Origin of the sequence: Chitinophaga arvensicola, from assembly GCF_900110835.1 — a bacterium.
GTDB lineage: Bacteria > Bacteroidota > Bacteroidia > Chitinophagales > Chitinophagaceae > Chitinophaga > Chitinophaga arvensicola.
The window spans coordinates 2,779,407-2,803,689 of record NZ_FOJG01000002.1 but is presented as its reverse complement, the minus strand read 5'-3'; the positions used below and the strand labels follow the sequence as shown (position 1 = coordinate 2,803,689).

The 24,283-nt window shown below is 49.2% G+C and carries 14 protein-coding genes; 13 read left to right on the top strand and 1 reads right to left on the bottom strand.

What is annotated here, in order from left to right; genetic code table 11:
* Positions 1-33 precede the first annotated feature (33 nt).
* The 9 genes from BMW79_RS28455 (at position 34) to BMW79_RS28415 (ending at position 16,101) form a co-directional block, all read left to right on the top strand.
* Positions 34-951, top strand: a complete 918-nt coding sequence (locus tag BMW79_RS28455) for a FecR family protein (protein ID WP_177192375.1) — start codon at positions 34-36, stop codon at positions 949-951.
* Positions 952-1,032: 81 nt separating this feature from the next.
* Positions 1,033-4,476, top strand: coding sequence for a TonB-dependent receptor domain-containing protein (locus BMW79_RS28450; protein ID WP_089901336.1), 3,444 nt, complete (start codon positions 1,033-1,035; stop codon positions 4,474-4,476).
* A 10-nt stretch (positions 4,477-4,486) separates the two neighbouring features.
* Positions 4,487-6,208 carry a DUF4397 domain-containing protein gene (locus BMW79_RS28445; protein ID WP_089901333.1) on the top strand — a complete coding sequence of 574 codons (1,722 nt, stop codon included), beginning with the start codon at positions 4,487-4,489 and terminating at the stop codon, positions 6,206-6,208.
* Positions 6,209-6,215: 7 nt separating this feature from the next.
* The gene (locus BMW79_RS28440) at positions 6,216-7,394 is read left to right on the top strand and encodes a hypothetical protein (protein ID WP_089901331.1); all 1,179 of its coding nucleotides are present in this window, start codon (positions 6,216-6,218) and stop codon (positions 7,392-7,394) included.
* Between the two features lie 11 nt (positions 7,395-7,405).
* Positions 7,406-8,491 (top strand): fasciclin domain-containing protein, encoded by a 1,086-nt coding sequence (locus BMW79_RS28435; RefSeq protein WP_089901328.1) that lies wholly within the window; start codon positions 7,406-7,408, stop codon positions 8,489-8,491.
* An 11-nt stretch (positions 8,492-8,502) separates the two neighbouring features.
* Positions 8,503-9,696, top strand: a complete 1,194-nt coding sequence (locus BMW79_RS28430) for a fasciclin domain-containing protein (RefSeq protein ID WP_089901325.1) — start codon at positions 8,503-8,505, stop codon at positions 9,694-9,696.
* An 11-nt stretch (positions 9,697-9,707) separates the two neighbouring features.
* Positions 9,708-10,685 carry a fasciclin domain-containing protein gene (locus BMW79_RS28425; RefSeq protein ID WP_089901322.1) on the top strand — a complete coding sequence of 326 codons (978 nt, stop codon included), beginning with the start codon at positions 9,708-9,710 and terminating at the stop codon, positions 10,683-10,685.
* Positions 10,686-10,687: 2 nt separating this feature from the next.
* The gene (locus BMW79_RS28420; RefSeq protein ID WP_089901319.1) at positions 10,688-13,927 is read left to right on the top strand and encodes a TonB-dependent receptor; all 3,240 of its coding nucleotides are present in this window, start codon (positions 10,688-10,690) and stop codon (positions 13,925-13,927) included.
* 20 nt (positions 13,928-13,947) lie between these two features.
* Positions 13,948-16,101: an IPT/TIG domain-containing protein gene (locus BMW79_RS28415; protein ID WP_089901316.1), complete on the top strand. Its 2,154-nt coding sequence runs from the start codon at positions 13,948-13,950 to the stop codon at positions 16,099-16,101.
* Between the two features lie 70 nt (positions 16,102-16,171).
* Here the strand turns inward: BMW79_RS28415 and BMW79_RS28410 are convergent, their stop codons facing one another.
* A complete protein-coding gene (locus tag BMW79_RS28410) occupies positions 16,172-16,762 on the bottom strand; it encodes an RNA polymerase sigma-70 factor (RefSeq protein WP_089904365.1) in 591 nt (196 codons plus the stop codon).
* A gap of 118 nt (positions 16,763-16,880) precedes the next feature.
* On the opposite strand from BMW79_RS28410, the gene BMW79_RS28405 reads away from it, so the two are divergent.
* From BMW79_RS28405 to BMW79_RS28390, 4 genes are all read left to right on the top strand, one after another.
* Positions 16,881-18,020: a FecR family protein gene (locus tag BMW79_RS28405; protein ID WP_089901313.1), complete on the top strand. Its 1,140-nt coding sequence runs from the start codon at positions 16,881-16,883 to the stop codon at positions 18,018-18,020.
* A gap of 151 nt (positions 18,021-18,171) precedes the next feature.
* Complete coding sequence (locus BMW79_RS28400; RefSeq protein ID WP_177192374.1) at positions 18,172-21,456, top strand: TonB-dependent receptor; 3,285 nt, start codon at positions 18,172-18,174, stop codon at positions 21,454-21,456.
* Between the two features lie 18 nt (positions 21,457-21,474).
* Positions 21,475-23,265, top strand: a complete 1,791-nt coding sequence (locus tag BMW79_RS28395) for a RagB/SusD family nutrient uptake outer membrane protein (RefSeq protein ID WP_089901306.1) — start codon at positions 21,475-21,477, stop codon at positions 23,263-23,265.
* A 24-nt stretch (positions 23,266-23,289) separates the two neighbouring features.
* Positions 23,290-24,255, top strand: coding sequence for a discoidin domain-containing protein (locus tag BMW79_RS28390; RefSeq protein ID WP_089901303.1), 966 nt, complete (start codon positions 23,290-23,292; stop codon positions 24,253-24,255).
* Positions 24,256-24,283: the final 28 nt, after the last annotated feature.

The window sequence follows — 24,283 nt, the reverse complement described above, 5'->3', positions numbered from 1 at the left end:
TTGAAGGAACATATCTATAGAAGAATGTTCCGGATGAATATAGCACAGTTTAAAAGATTGGTCGATAATTACCTGTCGGGAAATGCTTCCCGCAGGGAGGCCACATTGCTGAACAGTTACCTGGATAAGGCCTGGGAAGAAAAGCAACTCCCATCCGATGCAGAAGAGCAGGGGCAGGAAGTGTGGAACAGGATCCGTGGGGAAATAGCGCCCCCGGTAAGGAGTATCAGGGTATGGCGGTATGCTGCCAGTGCGCTGATCATGATCGCGGCAGGTGCGGGGTATAAATATCAGTTCGAGTTGCAGGACTGGCTCGATCCTATTCCTATGCAGAGCGCTACTGCGCTGAAATACCAGGTAAAGAAAATTACGTTGCCCGATAGTTCGGTGGTGATTTTAAATAGTGGGTCCACGCTTACCTGGCCACAGCGTTTCCGTGGCAAACACCGTAACATCAGTGTAAATGGGGAGGCGTTCTTCGACGTTACGCCGCAAACGGCGCCTTTTATTATTACAGGTCCGCATTTGCAGGTAAAGGTATTGGGTACCAGCTTCGTGGTGACGGACAGCAGTAATATAGAAAAGCCGAAAGTGAGTGTGAAAACGGGTAGTGTAGCGGTAACGGCGGCCACGGTAGTACAGCAGTTGCGCGAAAACGAGGAACTGGTGTATGAAAATGGCGCAATCAATATCTATAAACAAACGGAAGTGAATACCGGCTGGACCAGCAAAAAACTCCAGTTTAATGAGTCAGCTTTGGCGGAAGTTTTCGGGGAGATGGAAAAGATTTATGGTATAAAAATAAAAACTGCCAACCGGGCTATCAGGGATGAAAAGTTCACCGGTGCATTCGAGGAAACTGACACCGTAGATGATATCTTAAAAGTAATTGCACTCTCTTACAGGCTAACAATTCATAAAGACAAAGACGGCACTATCGTAATCAGATAATACACGCATATAGGCTTAAAACAATGAACCATCCGCATACTGCGGACGGTAATGGATATTCTTTTTTTAAATCAACAACGAATGAAGGAAAAAATTTTACACGGATGTATGTGGATCCTGCTTTGCTTTGCCTTGCCCGCTATGGCACAGGAAAGCTTCCTGCAGAAAAAGGTCAGCATCAGTTTCAGGAATGAACCCATCGCAAAATGTTTCATCGGGTTGCAGCAGAAGGGAGGCATCACTTTCTTCTACAATCCCGCCGATATCAAAGCATTGGATAAGAAATATAACGCCGATCTGAATAACAAAACAGTGGCCGAAGTCATTACCTGGCTCTTACAGGACACCGGGCTGGAATTCGAAGCGGTAGACGGCCGTAAAGTGGTTGTCCGCAAAATCATTGTTAAACAATCAACAGCACCCCGCAAAAGGACCATAACGGGGATGGTCACAGACGCAACAAAAAACACCCCCATTGCCCGCGCTGAAATTATGGCGCAAAGTACAGGCGCAGTGGTCACTGCAGACGAATCCGGCCGCTTCTGGGTAGAAGTAAAAGATACCAGCGATGTGCTGGTGGTGTATTATGTAGGGTACGCCACCAAAATGGTAAAGGCCGGTAGTCTGCCGGTGTTGGCGGTACAACTCAAACCCGACAGCAAAACACTGAGCGGTGTTACCGTTGATGCCCGCAGACGTTCCAACACGGAAGTGATGATGCTCAACGACCGTAAAAATTCTGCCATGATCTCCGATGGGATCTCTGCACAGAACATCGAAAAAACCGCCAGTATCACCACTACCCAGGCCCTGCAAAGGGTATCGGGGGTAACGGTGACCGACGATAAATATGTGGCCATCCGTGGCCTGGGCGACCGTAGCGTAATCGGTCAGCTGAATGGTATCCGCCTCGCGTCATCAGACCCCGACAGGTCCGCTATTCCGCTGGACCTGGTACCCGCCGGTTTGCTCGACAACATCACCATCTATAAAACCACCACCTCTGATAAACCTGCTGATGCCGCCGCAGGTATCGTGGAACTGAAAACAAAATCAGTACCCGACCACGAAACGCTGACCATCTCCGCGCAAACGGGCATGAACTCACAAACGGGCAGCCACGTGAATAGTTTTTATAACAGCGACATGGGCTTCCTCGGACAAAAAGTAAAGTCCAAAGGTTTGTCCAATGATTTTCAGCAATTGTCAAAACAATACCCCGGCGGCCTGGGCGAGATCCAGCGTAAAATCGCCAACAGCCGCAATGATCCGGCTTTACTGGCAGAAGCCAACCGCATCAATGGTATTATGCATGGCTTCGATCCCGTACTGACCACAAAATATAAAACGGCGCCGCTGAACCAGATCTATTCCGTGACTTACGGTAACAGTTATACGGTTTTTAAGAAACACCAGGTAGGATTAATAGCCGGCGCCAATTATTACAACCGCACCAACGATATCTACGACGGCCAGCTGACCCAGTATAGTGTATACCAGGGCGTGCTCACCGGCAACAGCGCATTGTACAGTCCCCGCGTGATCCCTAACTATATTACCCCCAACAACATTAACCTGGGGAAGTACCTGAATTACAAGGAGAACACCGGCACACAAACACTCAACTATGGATTTTTGGGTGGACTTACCTACCGCTTCAGCCCTCAGCACGAAATCAGTATGCAGTACCTGGGCAGCCGGGGTGCGGAAACACGTGCTACCAACCTGCATGGTGCGTATGAATATACCGGTTTGCCAGGCAAGGTATATAACCTGATCTTTTCCCTGCGCCAGAGCTACCGTACCCTCAATACCTTCAACCTCCAGGGAGAACATAAGTTTGCCAAAAATGAATATGCGCCAAAACTGAGCTATAACCTCGCTACCTCTTCCTCCACACAGGATGATCCGGATTATCGCTTTGTAAACCTGGCCGATTATCGCCTGGATGGCGGCAGTTCTTATCCTGGTATACCCGGTACACCCGGTGGTGTTCCTCCTGTAAATGCTACCAACAGTCTGTATTCCCTGGTATCGGGTTACGTAAACGGCTACGGTCCTTATGGTATCATCCAGGCCGATCCCAATGGACGCCGCTTCCGTTACCTGAAAGAAAATAACTACAACTATAAAGCGGATCTCACCCTGCCCTTTAAAGCCCTGGATAAGAAACAGGAATTTAAAACAGGCGTAAATTACCTTCACCGGAGAAGAAGTTTTAACGAAAACGTACTCTATCTCCCGGGATCTAATTATTCCGCTGCCGGCCCCATGCCTTTGTACGAGGTAAATGGTAATCTCGATCAGCTGGTGGGTTACGACCGTATCGGTATCCGTCCGCCCTCCACTTACAATGAAGAAGGCGCGCCGCGTACCGGTGGTTATTTATACAACATCCAGAAATCCCCCAATAACTATAAAGGCTACTACGAAACCCGTGCCTTCTACGGCATGTTGGATCTGCACCTGACGGAACAATTGCGCCTCACCGGTGGTGTGCGTTTTGAGATGACGGATATCCAGGCAGCAGTAGATACCGCCAATGTATTCCTCGATCCAAGTATCACCACTACTGATGCCAGCGGTAACAAGGTAAACCTGGTATACACAGAGCCTAACTCCGTGTACAAAACAGATTACGAACCTTACTACTCTGCTAACCTCACCTATACACTGAATAAAAATATGAACTTCCGCCTGGGCTATAATACCACCCTGGCGCGGCCGGAACTGCGTGAACTCACTAACGTATTCGACTTTGATCCTTTCCAGTTTGCACTGGTAGTAGGTAATCCCAAACTGAAAAATCAACGCACTACCAACTACGATTTCCGCTGGGAATGGTTCCCTAATCCGGGTGAGGTATTGTCGGCCTCCGTGTTTTACAAACAGATCGATAACCAGCTGACCAAGGTATTCAAACAGAATTCTTCCGGGCTGGAAGCCCGTTTCCCGGAGTTTCCGGCGATAGAATTCCAGAACGATCCCAACAAAGGCCATGTATACGGCATCGAGCTGGAAGTGGTTAAAAATCTTGGTCTGCTATATGCGCCGCTGAAGAATTTCTTCCTCGGATCTAACCTGTTGCTGGCACAAAGTGAAATTAAAAAGACGAAAGAGAGACTGGAAGCTTCCCGTGCCATCGATCGCCGCGCACCGGAAAACAGTCCCCTGTTTGAGCAGGCGCCTTATTCCATGAATATCTTCCTGAACTACAATAACAGGAATTCAGGTACTGATATCACCACTACGTTCAACATGGTAGGAGAGCGGCTGATCCAGGTAAATCTCGATGGTACACCGGATCTGTATTCCAGGCCCAATCCTGTACTGGATATCGTGTTTTCACAACAACTGCTGAAACGCCTCCAGCTGAAAGGTTTTGCCAAAAATATCCTCGATCGTCCGGTGGAAGAAGTATATGCCAACCCCGGTACCGGTGGCATGTTTTACGGAAGAAAATATGTACGCAGAAGTTTTTACCGGGGAACAGAATTTATGCTGGGCCTGACTTTCAACCTGTAAAAGTTCAATGATGAAAATGAAAACTACGCATATACTCATGGCAGCGGCAGTCTTACTGACTGCCTGCTCAAAAAAACTGGATTATAGTTACGATAACCGTGTAAACCAGCAACCACTTACAGCATCTACCATGCGCCTGGTGAATCTGGCCGGGGCAACGGAATTACAGATCAATGGCCAGAAACTCACCAGCTTTACGGCACCGGATTTTGAAGGTGGCTATGGTCCCGATCAAACACGCGGTACCCGCTGGTTCCCGGAAAACGGCCGCTTAGGTACTACCTACACCATCCCGGCTGCATTGCTGAAAAATGGCCGTGCAGACAGTATTATGTTCAGCTCCCTGAGCCAGAAGGTAGGTGCGCCGCCGGCACGCCCTTTCAGCGCTGTTGAAGATGTGAATAAACCGGCCGATTATTATTTCGTACGCTTCCGTCCTAACCAGGCTGGCTTTATAGATTCCCTGTTCCGTATTCCCCGCGATATTTCGCCGGCAGTAGATGCGGGCAGCTGCAAGGTACGCCTCCTCAATCTGAGTTCCACACCGGATGGACATTCCGTTCCCGGGCTATATCGGAATGGCCCGATGAGCGTTACGCTCGCAGATGGAACTGCTATACCGGGTTTATCCAATGTGGCGCCGGGTGCATATTCTGCTTATGTGGAACTGCCTTACGGTACCTACCAGTTCAAAGTACTCAACAGTGAGGGGAAAGAAGTGCCCGCCAGTGGCAGTTATAATACCACCAACCCCGTAACCGGTACGCTGATGGACCTCCAGGGAACACCCGGTATCGGCGGAAATAAGGATACCTGGCTCACTTTTGCACCTATAAAAACGTACCAGCCCGGTGGCATTTATACCATTGTGGTAGCTGGTTCCATGGAAACAAAAATACCAACCGGAAACCCCAACGGAGAAACGACCAATACGGAGAGTAATATCTTTCGCATCATTGCAGATGTACCGGAGCCGGTAAATATCAGCTACGCACGCATCCAGGGTGTTAATGCCGCCGCCGGCAAAACCATTTCCTGGCAGGTAGACGGACAGCCGATGGGTGCAGCATTGCCTTATACAAAACAAACCACCTACAGCCGTTATACAACGGGCACGCATATAGTAAAAGCACTGGGAGACGGCGGACAGGTACTTGCCGAAAGTAGCCTGCCGCTACAACCCGGAGACAATCTCACCCTGTGGTACTACCACCGCAAAGATGGCACTCCCGCTATTTCGGTATCGGCCAATAACATGAGCGGCAAATATTTTGGAGGCACCGCTACTGAAGATGGCTCCTATGGTATATTCAAAGATGCATGGCCTTTCTGGATACGCTTTATGAACTTCTGCCCCGATATGGAGGAAGTTACCTTCACCGCAGACAATGGCCTGCCTTTTCCAGGATTGAACACGCTGCCGAATACTAATAGCGCTGCACAGCATATTGCACTGGGCGCCCCGATGACAGACAATCCATATGTAATGATGTATGTGAATTTCCCCAGCCGGATCTTCTCCTATGCGTCACATCCAGGTGTTCTGCCGGGCGACTGGATCCGCAGTATCACACCACTCACAAGCCGCAATTTTATAGCCCGCCCGGAACTTTATAAAACACCGGAACTGCCACAAAGCGAACCTGGTGTGTATACCGTTGCGCTTGTAGGCAGCACTGCTGCCAATGCTACAGAAAAAGCACGGATGATTATTGTGAAACATAACAATTGAGTCGTTTATGAAGAGACTATACTTTTTACTACCGGTACTATGCGCAGTTGTGTTGCTGTATAGCTGTCGCAAAACGGAATATGCTACCCTGAACAGTCCTGCTTATCTGCGGGTGTTCAACTGTATCGAATACAATCAGAACCTGGGTAATAAAGATGCACCGCAACCTTTCTTTACCTTCATGATTGATCCCGTGCTGGATGAAGCAGGCATCCCGGTGAGTGCCGCCGTTACCGGCGATTTCCTGGATCAGCGTGCTCAGTGGGCTATGCCTTATCCCGATGCCGCCAGTAATGTAATCTGGCAGAAGGAATTTCCCGGCACCAAAAGAGTACTCGCCGCACCTATCGTGAATGGTTATGATTTATCCAGCTGGGCGCAGGTGCCTTCCGGAAAACATCATATCATTTTCCGTACCCGCCCGCTCAATAACACCCCCTATTTCGAACTGGGGCCACTGGAAAAAGGTGTTACCCTCATCGACACCACCATCGATTTGTCGGCCGGAGAAGTATATACGATGCATGCCCTCATAGAAGAGTATGTGAGTCAGCGACCGTTTATGTACCTGCGCCAGGAAACCTTTCCCAAACAGCCATTTGCTGATTCGCTGGTATATGTGAATTTCTATAATCTCAGTTCCATCAACTGGTTCCAGCTGTCGCCGAATGAAATCACCAACCAGTACCTCGTCAGCACCAAGTTGCAGGATACCATGCAGGTGTATTATTCCCTGAACAGACGGAACGGGTCCACCCTCACGGCTATTCCCGGTTACCGGGGTGTACCCATGGGGCAGATCATTCATTCTCTCGACCCAAAAGTGGCGCCGTACTACAGCTTCCCGTTGTTCCCGGATAGTAGCAGCAATAAAATTTTTGCCGGCAATATGAGCCAGCAGTTCGGATTCCTGGGAGCCGGGTATTCTCCGGAAGCCCTGACTTACCCGGATAATCTGCCGGTTGGTGGTTACTCCGGGTTGATCCTGGGAGATTATGGTAACCAGGACAAAACAGGACAGCTGCCTTTCCTGGTCCGAGCGGATCTCCGTACAGGTCTGATCGTCAGCATCCACTCCGGTACCACCAATCCACGCTCTTTTGCTACGGTGAATACCATTGAGTATATCAACCGCAAATTTTACGTGACCACCATTCAGCGAAAGTTTGCACCTCCTGTTTATTAAACACTGAACGTATGAACAATTTTATGAAATATAAATGGGCCGGCATATTGGGATTGTTATTGCTGGCAGCATGCAGCAAGGATAACCTGACGCCGCCAATTGATAAAACCACTGTACCACGCAACATGGGTACATTTATCGAAAACAATTATGATCTGAGCCTGTTAAGTGCCGCGTTGAAAAAAACAGGTCTGCTGGATTCGCTGAACCAGGCCGGTGCCATCACTTTTTTTGCGCCGGATAACGCTGCCTTCAACAGGATCGGGATTTCTACGCCGGAAGAAATAGACCGTATGGACGTGGACAGCCTGCGGTTTATGCTCCGGTACCACATGATACGCGACCGCTACTTTATTTCCACCTTTCCGCGACAGATGGATAATAAGTACACTACGCTCGCAGGAGAAAAACTCTATGTGTCGACTGATAAAGTAGACCAATACATCAAGTCAGACCTCTATACGTTTGTGAATGGTGCTTTTATCATGGGAGGCGCCAAAAGAAATATCGCCCTGGCTAATGGAGTGATTCATATTCTCTACAGACCCATACAGTTTTATAAGATGACGGTGCAGGACTATATCGCCAAAGATACCAGCTTTTCCCTCTTTACGGCCGCTATGAAGCAGTTTGGATTATGGGAAGAATTGAAAACAAAAAATCCGCTCACCGTATATGTACCGGTAAACAGCGCCTTTGAAAAATATGGTATTACGGCGGCGAAAATAGCTGCTATGAAACCCGCAGCGTATAAACCGATTGTTTTTGCCATTTATGCCATGCAGATGAGGCCTATGCATATCTTCTCTGCAGATGGCTATATCATTGGCGGAACAAATGTATTTGGTTCCAACGTTGCCTTCCTCGATGGCGGCTATGGTATCGCACCGGCGTATTTCCACAACAGTAACGAAAACACGGAATCCGTCAGCCTGAACATCGGAATGATGTATGGTCTGAATTGGGGAGCAAACCCGGATGGGCCTTCCCATATCCCGTATGCAGGAAGCATGATGAATACGGATCACCTGTGTACCAATGGTATTGTGCATGTGATCAGTGACCTGATGCTGAACCCGGATTTAATGAAGCAATAAAAATGAAACCGATGAAATTACAGTTACCCGTACTGCTATTAATACTCCTCGCTTTTGTGGCCTGCCGTAAGCAGGACATTGAACCGGAACCGGTAGGTGAGCCCGTGCCGCATGAAGCAGGTCCTGATAAAACCTGGCAGGAACTGCTGGCTACTTCTTCGTATACCCGTTTCCGGGATGCGTGGCAACGTTCTGGTATGGAAGCCAGATTAAAACAAAGTGGTTCAGGCTTCTTTTCCGTACTGATACCCACCGATAAGGCGTTTGACGAAGCCGGTTGGACTGCCGATAAAATAAAAACCGCGACGGCTGCAGAACTGGATGGCCTCCTGGCCTTCTATGTACTGCCAGCCCGCCTGATGCCGGAAAGTATGGCGGTGATACCGGGTAATACGCCGGTAGCTACCTTATCTACCCGCTCTATGGAAGGCCGTGAAAACTGGTACAGCAGGGATTACCTGGATTTTGTTTTCATAGGTAAAGCCGGTGATAGCCTCCTGGTAGACGGAAAAGGTATGAACAAATGGGGCCGGTACCAGCAGGCCTCCAATGGTATCATCTACCCGATAGAACACCTGGTGCCGATGCCAACGCAAACCATGTGGGAATTCATAGAGGCGGAGCCGCGTTTCAGTTTATACCGCGATGCCCTGCTTATTGCGGATAGCCTCTATAAGTCGGAATGGATGGATTTCGGGGTCATGACCATCCTGCAATCAGGTGAACAGATAGGACAGTTAACCTTGTATGCACCCAATAATGATGCATTCCATAAGCACGGGTTTAATAATGCAGAAGATATTCTTAATTATTGCCTGCGCTCCTGGCCACTGCCACCTCCCGATTACGATGAGAATATGTATTATCAGCAACCAACACTTTCTATAGATTCTATCCTGTTTGCGCATGGGATGGAAGTTTATCCTACCCTGCAATTGTATGGGGATGCCCGCATAGGTAAGGTGTACTTCTCCAATGACCTGGCTACCAACGCCCGGTCACTGACACACCTGCTGCTCCAGCCCGGCCAGATGTATTACGGTCCGCCCGTTTACATCAGCCTGGATTTTATTAACAACAACGGGCAACCAGGTGTAAAAAGACACGGCGCTACCACGCCTTACACCGGACTGAAAACAAGGGATATCCGCGTGTTCAACGGTGTGATTCACGAAGTAGATGATCTCTTTATACCATCAAACTAAAAAATGTATCCATGAAAATAGGAAGATATGCAGGTGTGCTGTTGATGCTGCTGGCTGCATGTACAAAAAAAGACGATAGTGCGGCCGGTCCGGACGAAATCAACCGGCTGAGCTATATCATCGACGATAATAAATTCAATTTTTCTTTCTTCAACACCGCCCTCGGAAGAACCGGGTACCGCAACACATTGGCAGGTCCCGGTCCTTACACGGTAATGATTCCGGATAACAACGCCTTCATCAAAGCCGGCTATGCCAACGAGCAGGCAGTGCTCACGGAAAGCGGTAATGTCCTCAACAGTCTTTTGTCCTATCACATTGTGAATGGTACCTGGGAACTGAACAAACTACCGTTTAAATTTAACCAGGAACTGACTTCTGTATCCGGAGCAAAAATGTATGTGACCCGCTGGGTGAAAGGTACGGATACCCTGCTGACCATCAACGGTACGCCGCTGCTGGCTTACAACCTGCCCGCCAGCAATGGTGTGATCCAGGTGCTGGACAACGTGCTGCAACCGTTGACGCATAAAACTTTATCGGCCGCTATCTCCGCTGATACTACACTCAACTTCCTGAATGTGGCTTTGCAACAGGCCGGGTTAAAGGAACTGCTGTCCGGAGAAGATGCCTATACGGTATTTGCGCCATCTAACCAGGCATTCCGCCAGGCAGGCTTTTTATCTATCGACAGCATTAACGCCACAAGCCCGGCAGTACTACGGGAAATGCTGGCCTACCAGTTGTTCAGCGGCCGGAAGTTTGTTTATGATTACATCCTCACCACCGGCCCGTCCGGTCAATCGGATCAGGCGATGTCAAACGGCAATAACACCACCATTCAGCTGCTGAAGTCAGGAGTGAAATACACCGGTATCAGCATCACCGGCCCGGGTAACAGCACTCCGGCACAGGTGAAAAAAGCCAATGTTATGGCTGGCAACGGCGTGTTGCATATCATAGACCAGGTATTAAAAGAAAATCAGTAGTGATGAATAAAATTTTATACATAGCTTATTTTTTCGCCTTCCTGCTTTGCGTGGGCTACCCCGCAACGGCACAGGAAACCAATGGTACCCTCAGCGGAAAAATTACCAACGATAAAAAAGAACCCCTCATCGGGGTCACCGTACTGGCCATCCATGAACCTTCCGGTACCCGCTACGGCGTGATCACCGGTACCGATGGCCGCTACTATCTCCCGGGCCTCCGCATCGGTGGTCCTTACTCCGTGAGCATCACCATGATGGGCATGCAGGCGCAGAAAAGGGAACAACTCAATGTACGGCTCGGGGAACCATTACAACTCAACGTTGTAATGACCGCAGGCGGAACGGATCTGGCAGCTGTTACCGTAAAAGGCACTAAGAAAGCCGCTTCGGCCAATACCACCGGCGCCGGTCAAAACATCAGCCGTACGCAGCTGGCCAATATGCCCACCATCTCCCGCAGCCTGCAGGACATGACGAAGATGGTGCCTCAGAGCTCCCGCGATAACTCTTTTGCCGGTACCAACTTCCGCTATAACAACGTGACCATCGACGGTGCCATCAACAACGACGCTATCGGTTTCAGTCCGTCTGCAGGCGGTATCACCGGCAGCTCCGGCATGCCCGGCTCCAGTACCCGCACCAACGCGGTGTCACTGGATGCCATCGAAGACATGCAGGTATATCTGGCTCCATTCGACGTGAAGATTGGTAACTTCACCGGCGGTAGTATCAATGCGGTAACCCGCAGTGGTACCAACACGGTTACCGGCTCCGTATACGGCTTCGGCCGGAATGCCGGTCTCACCGGAAAAGGCCCTAATGGTAAAATAAACAATGAGTTTTATGATTACCAGGCTGGCGTAAGAGTGGGCTTTCCTATCATTAAAAACAAATTATTCTTTTTTACCAACGAAGAAATCACTTCCCGTCAGGATCCCGCACAACTGGTGGTTGGACAGCCCGAAACCGCGCATATCCTCAACGGAAAAGATGCCGATGATATCCGCAATGCTACGCTCAGCCGATATGGGAATAGCTTCGATCCTGGCACCGCCGGACAGTACACCGCGTACTCCCGCTCGCAGAAGTTCTTTAACCGCATCGACTGGAACATCAACGATAAACACCAACTCTCGCTCCGCAACAATACCATCACGTCCAAAGCCATGAACATGGACCGGGATCAGCAGGATTTCCGCTTCAGCAGCATGGCCTACCAGCAGGTGAACAACCAGAGCTCTACGGTGATGGAATTAAAATCACGTTTCAACAGCCGCTGGTCCAACAGCTTCATCGCCGGGTTCAGCATCGTACACGATAAACGCAACCCGGACGCCGATCCAACCCTGCCACAGGTACAGATTGCAGGCCGCACACCCGGTACCACCATCTACCTCGGTACCGACCGTGAAGCGAGTATCTTCAACATGAAACAACGTACCATCGAAATCTCCGATAACCTCACCTACAGAAAAGGAAAGCATACCGTTTTACTAGGTACCCACAATGAACTGTATCATATCGACTACGGCTTTGTGAACAGCTGGAACGGAAGGGTAGATTACCTGAGCATCGATGATTATCTCAACAACACGCCTTACCGTGTGAGAGGAAGTTACAATTACACCAACAACAGCCGCGAATATATCCTCGCACATCCCGAAGCACAGTTCAATATTAACATGCACAGCGTGTATGCACAGGATGAAATACAGGTCACCGATAAACTGAAAGTGATCCCGGGATTACGCGCCGACTATACCTGGTTGCCGGAAAAGCCCGCCCTGAGCGATAAAACAAGGGATGCGCAAACGGATGGCGCTTTTGGTACTACGTTTACCTACACTCCCCTGAACCGGATCAACAATGGTTACCTGGGCAAAGCTCAACTATCACCACGCCTCGGTTTCCGCTTCGACTGGAAAGGAGATCAGAGCCTCATTCTCCGTGGTGGTACCGGCCTGTTTACGGGCCGCATACCTTTTGCCTGGATCGCTTATGCCTATTATAACAATGGCGTAAACTACGGATCTTATGATCAGAAAGCAGATGCGAAGGTATTTGTGCCGGGGACTGATCCGCTGAAGCCAAATCCAAATGGCATTGGCCAGTTTATTGAGCAGAACGGTGCGCAGATGAATAACCGTAACGTAGGTAAAACACAGGTAGATGTAATCGATAACAACTTTGTGATGCCACAGGTATGGCGCAGCAGCGTTGGATTGGATTATGTGAGCCCTGCCGGGTTTAAATATACGGTGGAAGCCATGTATACCAAAACCCTGAAAGATGTGTTATTCCAGCAGGTGAATATTAAAGACGATCCTAAATACTATCCCTACGATAAAGACCGTCAGCAGCCTATTTACAGTGGTACCACAGACCCGCACTTTTCCAATGCCTATTTACTCAGTAATACCACGAAAGGATACCGCTACAGCTTCACCGGTAGTGTGAACCGCAGCTTCAATTCCGGTATGCAGTTCTCCCTGGCTTATACCTATGGTGGCTCAAAAGATGTATCCAACGGGATCCGTAACTCCATGGAAAGTAACTGGCAGCTGAACCAGGCCCTGAATCCAAATAACCCGGGGCTGGCATGGTCTAACTTTGATGTGCGTCATCGTATAGTAGGTAATGTTACCTATCACAAAGCATGGAATAAAAGCTGGGTAAGTACCCTCACCGTATTTGCTACCGCCCAGTCGGGTAGTCCCTTTACCTATGGCATTGTAAACAACAGCATCCAGGGATTACCACAGCAGGTAAGTCTGCTTTACATTCCGCAGGCCGCTGACGCCGTGAATTTCTTCCGCGATAATAAAGGGGTGAGCGCAGAGCAACAGGCTGCTGCATTTAATGCTTATATAGACGGAGATAAATACCTGAGCCATCGTCGCGGTCAGTTCACCGAACGCAACGCCGGCCGTACCCCCTGGAATGTGCAGGCAGATCTGCACTTTGCACAGGAATATCATTTTGGTGGTAAACAATTTATCACGTTTACTGTGGATATCGTGAACCTCACACACCTGGTAAACAGCGCCTGGGGCCTGGTATATTTTTCACCCAATACCTTTAACTCTACTGCCAGCACAGGGTTAACACCGTTGTTCCCGGCTACACAGAACCTGAACGGTTACCCTGTATACTCGTTTGAAAATCCGGGTAAGCCTTACTCTTTGGACTTCCTGAATTCAAGGGCGCAGGTACAGCTGGGTATGAGGTATTCTTTTTAATCATCGTTAAAGTACCAATAATGAAATATACTTTATACCTGCTGACTGCTTTTCTAATACTGGCAGCAGGCTGCAAAAGAGAGCGGCACAACGATGCAGCTGCCATGAACGTACAATCGTTCTGGCCCAACAGCGGCAACGCGGGAACTATTGTCACCCTGAAAGGGCAGGGCCTGGGTAAAGATGTGGTAGTGGATTTCAATGGCGCTGAAGCCCAAGTACTGGATGCGCGGGATTCCATACTCATTGTACTGGCACCGGATAAAGGCAGCAGCGGTGTGCTGTCGTTAAAAACGGGCGACCGCAAGGTAGAAGCAGGCACTTACACCTACCAGGCACTGAGTATGCACGGCATCAGTCCTGCTAACGGTCCGGCAGGTACGAATATCGTGATCCGTGGGGCGGGCTTCAGCAGCATGTCTGGTCCGGCAGTGGTGAGTGTAAACGGTAAGGCTGCAATCATTACCAGCGCCACTGATACTTTGCTGGTAGCCGCTGTTCCGGAAGGAGCAGGTACCGGTAAAGTAGCGGTAAAGGTAGATGGGAAAGAAGTGACGGGCCCTGATTTTACGTTCCAGGCCATCAGTGCCATGAAACCGGTAAAAGGCGGCGCCGGTACAAGCGTTACTATCAGTGGAGAAGGTTTTAATACTACCATGGAAGGCAACCTGATCACCTTTAACGGCAAGCAGGCCACTGTAGTGAGCGCCGCTGCCGGTAAGCTGGTCGTGAATGCGCCGGAAGGTGTTACCACCGGTCCGGTAGTAGTGAGTGTGAACGGACAGAAAACAATAGGGCAGATTTTTACAGTAGTACCTAAACCGGTGATCAAAACGGTATTACCGTTGAGCGCACCGGCAGGGGCCATTATAGACATCACAGGCGATTATTTCAGCACGTTGCCGGGAGAGGTGGTCGTTACCTTCAACGGACATCCGGCGGTTGTAATGGCGTCTGAAGAGCGTAACCTGAGTGTAAAGGTGCCAGCCGGTGCAGGTAATGGTAATGTGCAGGTAACGGTAAATGACCAGGCATCTGTAGGGCCGCTGTTTAAGGAGCAGTCGCTCGGAATCTCAAAACTGGTCCCCGACAATGGTCTGGCAGGTACGGAAGTACTGGTAAAAGGATTGGGCTTTAGTGCTGATCCCGCTGCCAATACCGTTTCCTTTAACGGTATCACCGTACCGGTTACTGAAGCCACCGACAGTACCTTGCGGGTAGTGGTACCCGTAGGCATCACCACCGGCGCCCTGAAAGTGCAGGTGGGGGCGCTCGACGCTACTGGTCCGGTATTCCGCCGGGCTGGTGTGATCACCATCGTTGGCGGCCCCGATCAGAACGTATTTAGCTATCTCCAGGGCATTGCTGTAGATAGCAAAGGCAACGCTTTTGTGCTGGATAATGCTGTCATCAAAAAAGTGACGCCTGGTGGAACGGTCAGCATTTTCGCCGGGAAAGCAGGTGGCGCCACAGGTAATACCAATGGCACAGGCACAGAAGCCTCGTTTTTCATCCCCGTCGCTATCGTCATAGATGCGCAGGATAATCTCTATATATGCGATCAGGGCAATAGGAATATCCGTAAAGTAACCCCTGGTGCAGTAGTAACTACTTTTGCGCAGGTAAGCTTTACGCCGGTTGGAATAGGGGTAGATCCGGGTGGCCGCCTGTATGTGGGTGCACAATATGCAGGTGTATACAAACTGGACGCCGCCGGCAATGCCAGTCCCATGGGCACAAACGTGAATATGAGCGCACAAGGCACAATGGCTATTGAAAGCAATGGGGCGCTCTACTTTGTGGGTGATAATAACTATCCTTATATTTCTAAAATCAGTGGCAACACACGTACTACTTACGCAGGTGGTCAATGGGGGTATAACGATGGGTCGCTGGCTACCGCTTCTTTCAGTGATCTCAGGGGCCTGGCATTTAATGTGCTGACCGGGGAAATGTATGCGGCCGACAACAATGCCATCCGCCTTATTGCAGACGGAAAGGTAACCCGGATCACCGGCTGGAAAGGGCAGGCTACACCTGCTATTGGCAGCGACGATGGCACCCTGAACCAGGCTACTTATAACAACATCACCGGCATCTGCATCGATAGGGAAGGAAACCTCTATGTGGTGGAACGTTATACAAAAGCAGTCCGGAAAATCATCTTACACTAACCAGGAAGCACTACTAAATAAAACAGCCTGTTTCTTTCCGGAGAAACGGGCTGTTGCCGTTAAAGAACATTCAGAGCAGCCGATCCTGCGTAATAAGCAGCGTATATAAGCATACAGTAGCAATATCTTTCAGATGAATACGCAAATGCCGTAATGCGTACGTCAGTTGGTTTTCCACCGTCCGCTTGGAAATATGCAGCCGGCCTGCTATTTCATCATTCGACAGGTAATCGAAACGACTCATACGGAATATTTCCTGGCAACGCGGTGGCAACTGCAGCAGCAGTTGTTGCAGTTGATCCTGCAGTTCTGATTGCCGGAGCCGCATATCGGCCTCGTTGGCGGTAAATTCATGTACCTCCAGTGCATCGGTATCCGCCAGGATTAATTGCTTTGTTTTTTTCCGGCTGTAGATCTGGTACCGCGTGGAAGTGAGCAGGAACGCAGGAAAAGATTCAATGATCAGTACATGCCGCCGGTTCCATAAACTCAGAAAAATGTCGTGCACTATTTCCTGGCAAACTTCTTTATCCTTTAAATACCTGTATCCCGTTTTGTAAACACATCCCCAATACTTGTCGAACAGGCGTGTGAACGCTTGCTGATCGTCTGCGCGAACGGCATTCCATAACTGAATATCCGGAATATCTACAGGGAACATTGGCAACTGATTGATGAAAAACGCAGAAAAGATAGTTGTTAGAAAATTAAAAAAAAAATATTCCCGGTTTATGTGTGTGCGATGTTTTTTTTCATACTTATAAGCAAAGGATGCTAGCATGACCGAAGAAGAATTCCTCATTCAATACCGTCGATACCTGGCTGGAGAGCTTACTCCTGGCGAGATAGCGGCATTGTTCGCTCACCAGGACGACATACAGCTGGAAGCGGGGGAAATAGCGGAAGAAGAAAAAGAAGAACTGAGAGATAAAATACTGAAGAGGTTGCAGGAGGAAATGCGGCCACCGGCACTCTACCCGGTAAAACGATCGGGGTACCGCAGGTGGTGGGCCGCCGCAGCCGTTGCAGCCATCGCTATCGGCGCCGCTTTTTTCTGGCAATATCGTTCTGCCCCACCGCCAAAAAACATGGCGGTGGCCACTGTGCATCCGGCAGGCATACCAAAGAAAAAAACCTGGCTCACCCTCAGCAACGGGAAAATGATTTCTCTTTCTGATGCGGGAAAAGGCCTGGTGGCAGCCACTCAGGGAGCATCGGCCAGTAAGGAGGCCGCCGGTGAATTAGCCTATTCCCGCCAGCATAACGATACCAGGGCTATACCGGATACCAACAGCATCAGCACCCCCGCTGGTGAACAGTTTACCATTGTACTGGCAGATGGTTCCAAAGTAAAGCTGAATACCACTTCCTCCCTGCGCTATCCTGTTTTCTTTGCTGGCAAACGCGAAGTATATCTTTCGGGAGAAGCCTGCTTTGAAGTAGTTGCGGATCCTGCCAATCCTTTCATTGTACATGTAAATGGCACCACCGTGCAGGCGCTCGGTACGGTGTTTAATATCAAAGCCTATCCGGAAGAAAAGATATCAAAAACAACACTGGTTTCCGGTGCGGTGAATGTGAATGTAAGCGGGAAAAACCAGCTGCTCCATATCGGGCAGCAATTGAATTATGATTTGTCCGGAAACCGTTACTGGATGAAGGAGGTGAATACAGAAGTAGTAACCGCCTGGAAAGAAGGGATTTTTGCTTTTGAGAATGAGCGGATCTCAGATATGATGACGGAAATAGGCCGTTGGTATAATATGGATGTCAGCTTTACCAAAGGAAATGCCAACAGAAAATTCAGCGCAAAAATAATACGTTATGAAAAAATCAATGAAGTACTGAAACGGCTTGAATTAACAGGCTCCATGACTTTCGCGATACAAAAAAATAGCATCATAGTAACAATACGATAGTAATCAACCAAACCGCCACGTTTTCTTAGTATAAGATCGAATCATTTTTATTTTCTTAATTACTTGTCAGATGAATAGTATTCCATGTTCATGGCTGCACAGGACGCGCTCCTGCATGCCAGTAAAATTCCTATGTCTTCAAGGGTGGACGATGCTCTTTTTTCTGTCAGCCTTGCTCTTACCCACGTTGCTGAAAGCTCAGCGGGCTCCTTTACCGGTTACACTCAATGTAAAAAATGAGCCGCTGGGAGAGGTCTTTAAAAAACTGCAGCAGCAATCCGGTATGTTTTTTATTTTTGAGAATGAACTGCTGCAGCAAACATCTCCCGTTACTGTTAACGCCGTAAAACAGCCACTGAAGCAGGTGTTGGACGACTGCTTCAAAAATCAGCCGCTCGATTACAGCCTGATAGAGAATACCGTGGTAGTGCGCGCAAAAGGAAGCGCCGCTCCGCTGCAGAACCAGGTGATCACCGGGAAAGTAACCGACTCCAAAGGACAGCCCATACCCGGCGTAACTGTACGCAGTAAATCAAATAACAGCAACACACAAACGGACGAAGCCGGCGCTTTCAGCCTGAAAGTAACCAGCACAGAAGAAACACTCATCTTTTCCTATATCGGTTTCCTGACCCAGGAATTTCCGCTGAAAGGCCGTCGTAAGGTAGACATTATCTTAAGCGATAATGCTTCCAATCTCCAGGACGTAGTAGTAGTGGGATACGGCCAGCAGAAAAAAATCACCGCCGTTGGTGCGCAGAGCAGCATCCGCGTGGAAGATCTGAAATTACCCGCCGCCAATCTGACCAATGCCATCGCCGGCCGCGTGGCCGGCATCATTGGTGTACAACGCAGCGGTCAGCCCGGTTACGACAATGCGGAAATATATATCCGTGGCATTTCTACCTTTACCAGCAGCAGTCCGCTGGTACTGGTAGACGGCGTGGAAAGGGATTTCGCCAACGTGGATCCCGAAGATATTGCCAGCTTTAGTATCCTGAAAGATGCTTCTGCTACCGCCGTGTACGGTGTTAGAGGCGCCAATGGCGTGATTCTCATTCAGACCAAACAGGGTAAACCCGGCAAAACACTGATGAATGCACAATATGATCAGGGCCTCACCCAGTTTACCCGCATCCCGAAATTCGCAGATGGTATTACCTATATGCGGATGGCAAATGAAGCATATAAAAATAGTAACCCTAATGATCCGTTACCCAAGTATTCGGAAGACAGGATCGCCAAAACCGCCAGCGGAGAAGATCCGGACCTGTATCCAAATGTGGACTGGTTTGATGTACTGTTCAATAAATTTGGCCAGAACCGCAGGGCGCGCGTAAATGCCAACGGCGGATCGGATAAAGCGCAATACTATCTTTCCATAGGCTATTATGACGAAAAAGGAATGTATAAAACAGATGGCCTCTCGGATTATAATGCACAGATAAAATTTACCCGCTATAATTTTACCTCCAATCTCATCCTGCAGTTAACCAAAACAACAAAGGTGGATTTTGGCGCTTCCGGCTGGATCAGCAACGGTAACTTTCCAGGTAGCAGTGTAGACGATATATGGGGCGCTGCCTACAACCTGCCGCCCATTCTTATTCCACCTGTTTACTCCAACGGACAGAATTCAAAACTGCGTACCGGCGATATCAACAATCCCTATACCATGCTGAACAGAACCGGCTATGTATCTGAATTCAGAAGCCAGTTATGGAGTAATATCCGTCTTACCCAGGACCTTGGCTTCTGGCTCAAGGGTTTGTCTGCTACCGGTATGTTTTCGTTTGATAACTACAATGCACATACCATCAGACGTACCAAATCAGTAGATGGCTTCCTCGCTACCGGCAGGGATGCTCAGGGAAATCTGCTGACGCAGCAAACATCTATCGGCTCCAGCTACCTCGGCTATGATCGCTCCAACGGAGGCACCCGGCAGTTCTATTCAGAAGCCTCACTGAACTACAAACGTACTTTCGGCAAACACGATATCACCGGTATGGCGGTGTATACCCAGTCGGATAAATCTGATGCGTTTGCAGGAGATTTTATCAATTCCATTCCCTACCGCTTTTTAGGCGTGGCGGGCAGGGTCACTTATGCTTATGATAATAAATACCTGGCAGAAGGAAATTTTGGCTACAACGGTTCTGAAACCTTTGAGCCCAGCAAGCGTTTTGGATTCTTTCCTTCCGGCGCTGTGGGATGGGTGGCTTCGGAAGAAAATTTCTTTAAACCATTGCTCAATAAAATACAGTTCCTGAAAGTACGCTTCTCCTATGGTCTGGCGGGTAACGGTAATATCGGCGGCCGCCGCTTTGCCTATATCTCTACCATCGACGGTGGCAACGATAAATACCAGTATGGCGGTAATGGCATCAATAACGAAATCAATGGTTATGATATCGGTGATTATGCAGTATCTGTTACCTGGGAAAAAGCAAAGAAAGCGAATCTCGGTATAGAACTCAAAACCTTCCACGACCAGGTATCATTGGTGGTGGATGTATTTAATGAGAACCGCACCAATATTTTCCGTCAGCGTGGCGATGTGCCCAACTACACCGGTATCCGTAACCTCCCCTGGGCCAATCTCGGGGAAATACACAACAAAGGCGTGGAAGGTACACTGGAAGTAAACAAGAAGTGGGGGCAGGTAGATGTGGGCTTCCGGGGCAACTTTACCTGGAACCGCGCCATCATTATCAACGATGCCAATGCACCCTGGCCTTATCCCTGGCAGCAGAATATCGGGCGTAAATTTGGTCAGCGCTTCGGATACACTGCGCTCGGTCTCTTTACTTCAAAAGAAGATGTGGCCAGCAGCCCCCAGCAAACAGGCGTAAACATGCCTGGTGATATCAAATACAAAGATCTGAACGGTGATGGTAAAATAGATGGCTACGATGCCGGTCCCATCGGCTATGGCAGTATCCCTGAAATTGTATATGGTTTCGGTCCTACCATCAGCTGGAAAGGCTGGTACATGGCCGGCTGGTTCAAAGGCATCAGTAATGTGGATATTCAGCTGAATGGAGATGGCCTCCGGCCTTTCAGTCAGGGCGGCGAACGTGGCAACCTGCTCGCAGAAATCACCAACCGCTGGACCCCCGATAACCCCAATCCAACTCCTTTCTATCCAAGGCTTACCTATGGCAATGATAATATGAACTATGCCACCAGTTCCTGGTGGGTGAAAAACGGCGCCTTTCTCCGCCTGCAGACATTGCAGTTCGGATACACCTTCTCCTCCCAGCATTGGCTGAAAAGGGCCGGTCTGTCTGCCGCCAACATCTATTTCATCGGCAACAACCTGGCTACCATCAGCGGGTTTAAACTCTGGGATGTAGAACTCGGCGATGGCCGTGGAGCGAAATATCCGCTCGTGAAAACTTTCAATATAGGCGCTAAACTCACTTTCAGATAAGGACTAAAGCAGGAAAAAATGAACAGCAATATTATATCCACAACGATCTTATTGTTTTGCGGTCTCCTCGTAATGAGCGGATGCGGCAAATATCTCGACCAGGTGCCCAACGATCGTATCACCATAGAAGAAGTGTTCCGCAAAAAAGGAGCTTCTGAACAATACCTGGCCAACGTGTACAGCTATATCGCCGACGATGCCAATGTATGGGAAGGCGTGCCCTGGTTCAGTAACGCCGATGAAGGCGATATTACCTGGTCTAAATACCGGGTATATGACCTGAACATGGGGAATATTAACCCGGGCAATCCGGTGTTCGACAACTGGGGACATAATTACAATGGTATCCGCTCTGCTTCCTATTTCATGGCGCATATCAATGAAAATGTCGAAATCCGCAATGTAAATGGGCAGCAACTGATTGATCAGTACCACGCGGAAGCCCGTTGTTTGCGCGCATTTTTCTATTTTCAGATCATGCGGCAATATGGCCCTGTTGTATTAACAGGTGATAATCCCGCTTCACCGGATGCTCCGGCGTCCGCCTTACAGCTGCCACGTAGTTCTTTCGATGAATGTGTGAACTATGTAGTAGGTCAGTTGGATTCCGCCGCGCAGGTGCTTCCCCTGGTGCCTTCCGCGAATGGCCAGCCCAGTGATCTTGAAATGGGCAGAATGACCAAAGGCATTGCACTGGCAATGAAAGCCAGGGTGCTACTGTACGCTGCCAGTCCCTTGTACAACGGCAACACAGATCTCGCTACTTTCAAAAATCACGACGGCAGCTTCTTCATCTCGCAGAGCTATGATAAGGAAAAATGGAAAAAAGCAGCAGATGCCGCCAAAGCAGTTATAGACCTCGGATTATACAGTCTTTACAAAGATCCTTCCGGTGATCCGGTAAAATCAATGCAGGGCATCTTCCTGCAGGCATGGAACCCGGAGCAGATCCTTGTCCGTAAAAAGAACGGCCTGCCCGACCGCGACGTAAATGCCATGCCCCGCCAGGCAGGTGGCTGGTGTGGAGTAGGTGTTACACAGGAACAGGTAGACGCTTACCTGATGAAAGATGGTAAATCCATCAAAGAATCACCTTTGTACTCCGAAACAGGCTTTACAACGGTTGCCGGCGTAAGCGTGAGCAATATGTATGTAAACCGCGAACCAAGGTTTTATGCAGATGTGATTTACAATAACTGTGTATGGCAGGGGGGAAGCATGAAAGCAGCCGCACCGGTGACCTTCTACCTGTCAGGTCCCAATGGTAAAAACGGACATCCTACCGACTGGACCAAAACAGGCTATCTCGTGAGGAAAAACATTGCTTCCCAGACCAACGCAGGTTCCGGTGGTAATGGCCAAAAACAGGAACGCCCTGAAATTATTTTCCGCCTCGGCGAAATTTACCTGGATTATGTGGAAGCACTCAATGAATATAATCCCAATGATCCTGATATCCTGGTGTATCTCAATAAAATCCGCGAACGTGCCGGTGTACCACAGTATGGCAGTGGGCCGGAAGCCTTGCCTGTTCCCGCTTCACAGGCAGATATGCGGGCAAAGATCCGCCTCGAACGCAGGATTGAACTGGCGTATGAAAGCCACCGCTGGTTCGATATCAGGCGCTGGAAAATAACCGCACAGGTAATGGGAGACATGCATGGGATGAATATCAATAAAGACGGTAACGATTTTTATCAGCGGGTAGTCGCCAGCAGGCATATCTATATTCCTGCACTTACCTGGTTCCCCATCAGCCAGTACGAAATGGACCGCACAAAACTGATCGTTCAGAATCCAGGCTGGTAACTATCACTCCTTAAAACTATTTGTATGTACGTCACTAAGATATACCTGTTCCCTTTATTCCTTTTAGGCTTACTCATGGCCTCCTGTAAAGATGAGGTAAGCCTGCCGCAGCAACCACTGGAGAATTATGTAAAGGTTTACATGCCCCAGGCAGTGGATGTTCCCCGGGCATATACGCTGAAAATTTCAGATACCGCCCAGGAAATTATTTATTCCGCCAGTTGCGGCGGGCAGGATTACCCCACTGCCGATATCAAAGTAAATTTTGAGGTCAGTAATGAACTGGTGGATAGCTTTAACAAGGCCAATGGCACCAGCTATGCGGTGATGCCCGATAAAAGTTATCAACTCAGTACCCTTTCCGCAGTGATTGCGAAAGGAACACTCTCCACCGGCCCTTTGAAGATTTTTGTGAAAACTAACGGACCGGGTTCTATTGCTTTTCTCAAAGATTACCTGCTTCCGGTTGCTATTAAAGATGCCTCGGAAAAAATTAATACAAAGCTCACCACTACTTTTTTTAAAGTACGCGCACAACCGCAGTTGAGCGACTATCCCGCTTACGACCGCACCGGCTGGAAGATTATCGCTTTCTCCTCGCAGGAAGCCAACGGGGAGGGAGCCAACAATGGCCGCGCCGAATTTGTGCTGGATAACAACCCTGCTACCTACTGGCATACCCAGTGGCAAGGCGGAAGTCCGGGCCCACCGCATTTCCTGGTACTCGATATGGGAGCCGTAAAAACACTCCATGGCGTGTCGTTTCTCGACCGGCAGTCCGATAACGCAGGTAAACCGAAGGAGGTAGAGGTGCAGGTTAGCAATGATAATACCACCTGGACCACCGCCGGTACCTTTACACTGGCCAATACCAAAGATCTGCAACCGCAGTTCCTGCCCGCATTCCAGGATGGCCGTTATGTGAAGGTCATCATCAGCGAAAGTTATAACGGCAGTTATACACACCTGGCAGAGCTGAATGCTTTCTAGCGCCAATAGTTTATCAAAATAAAACAGC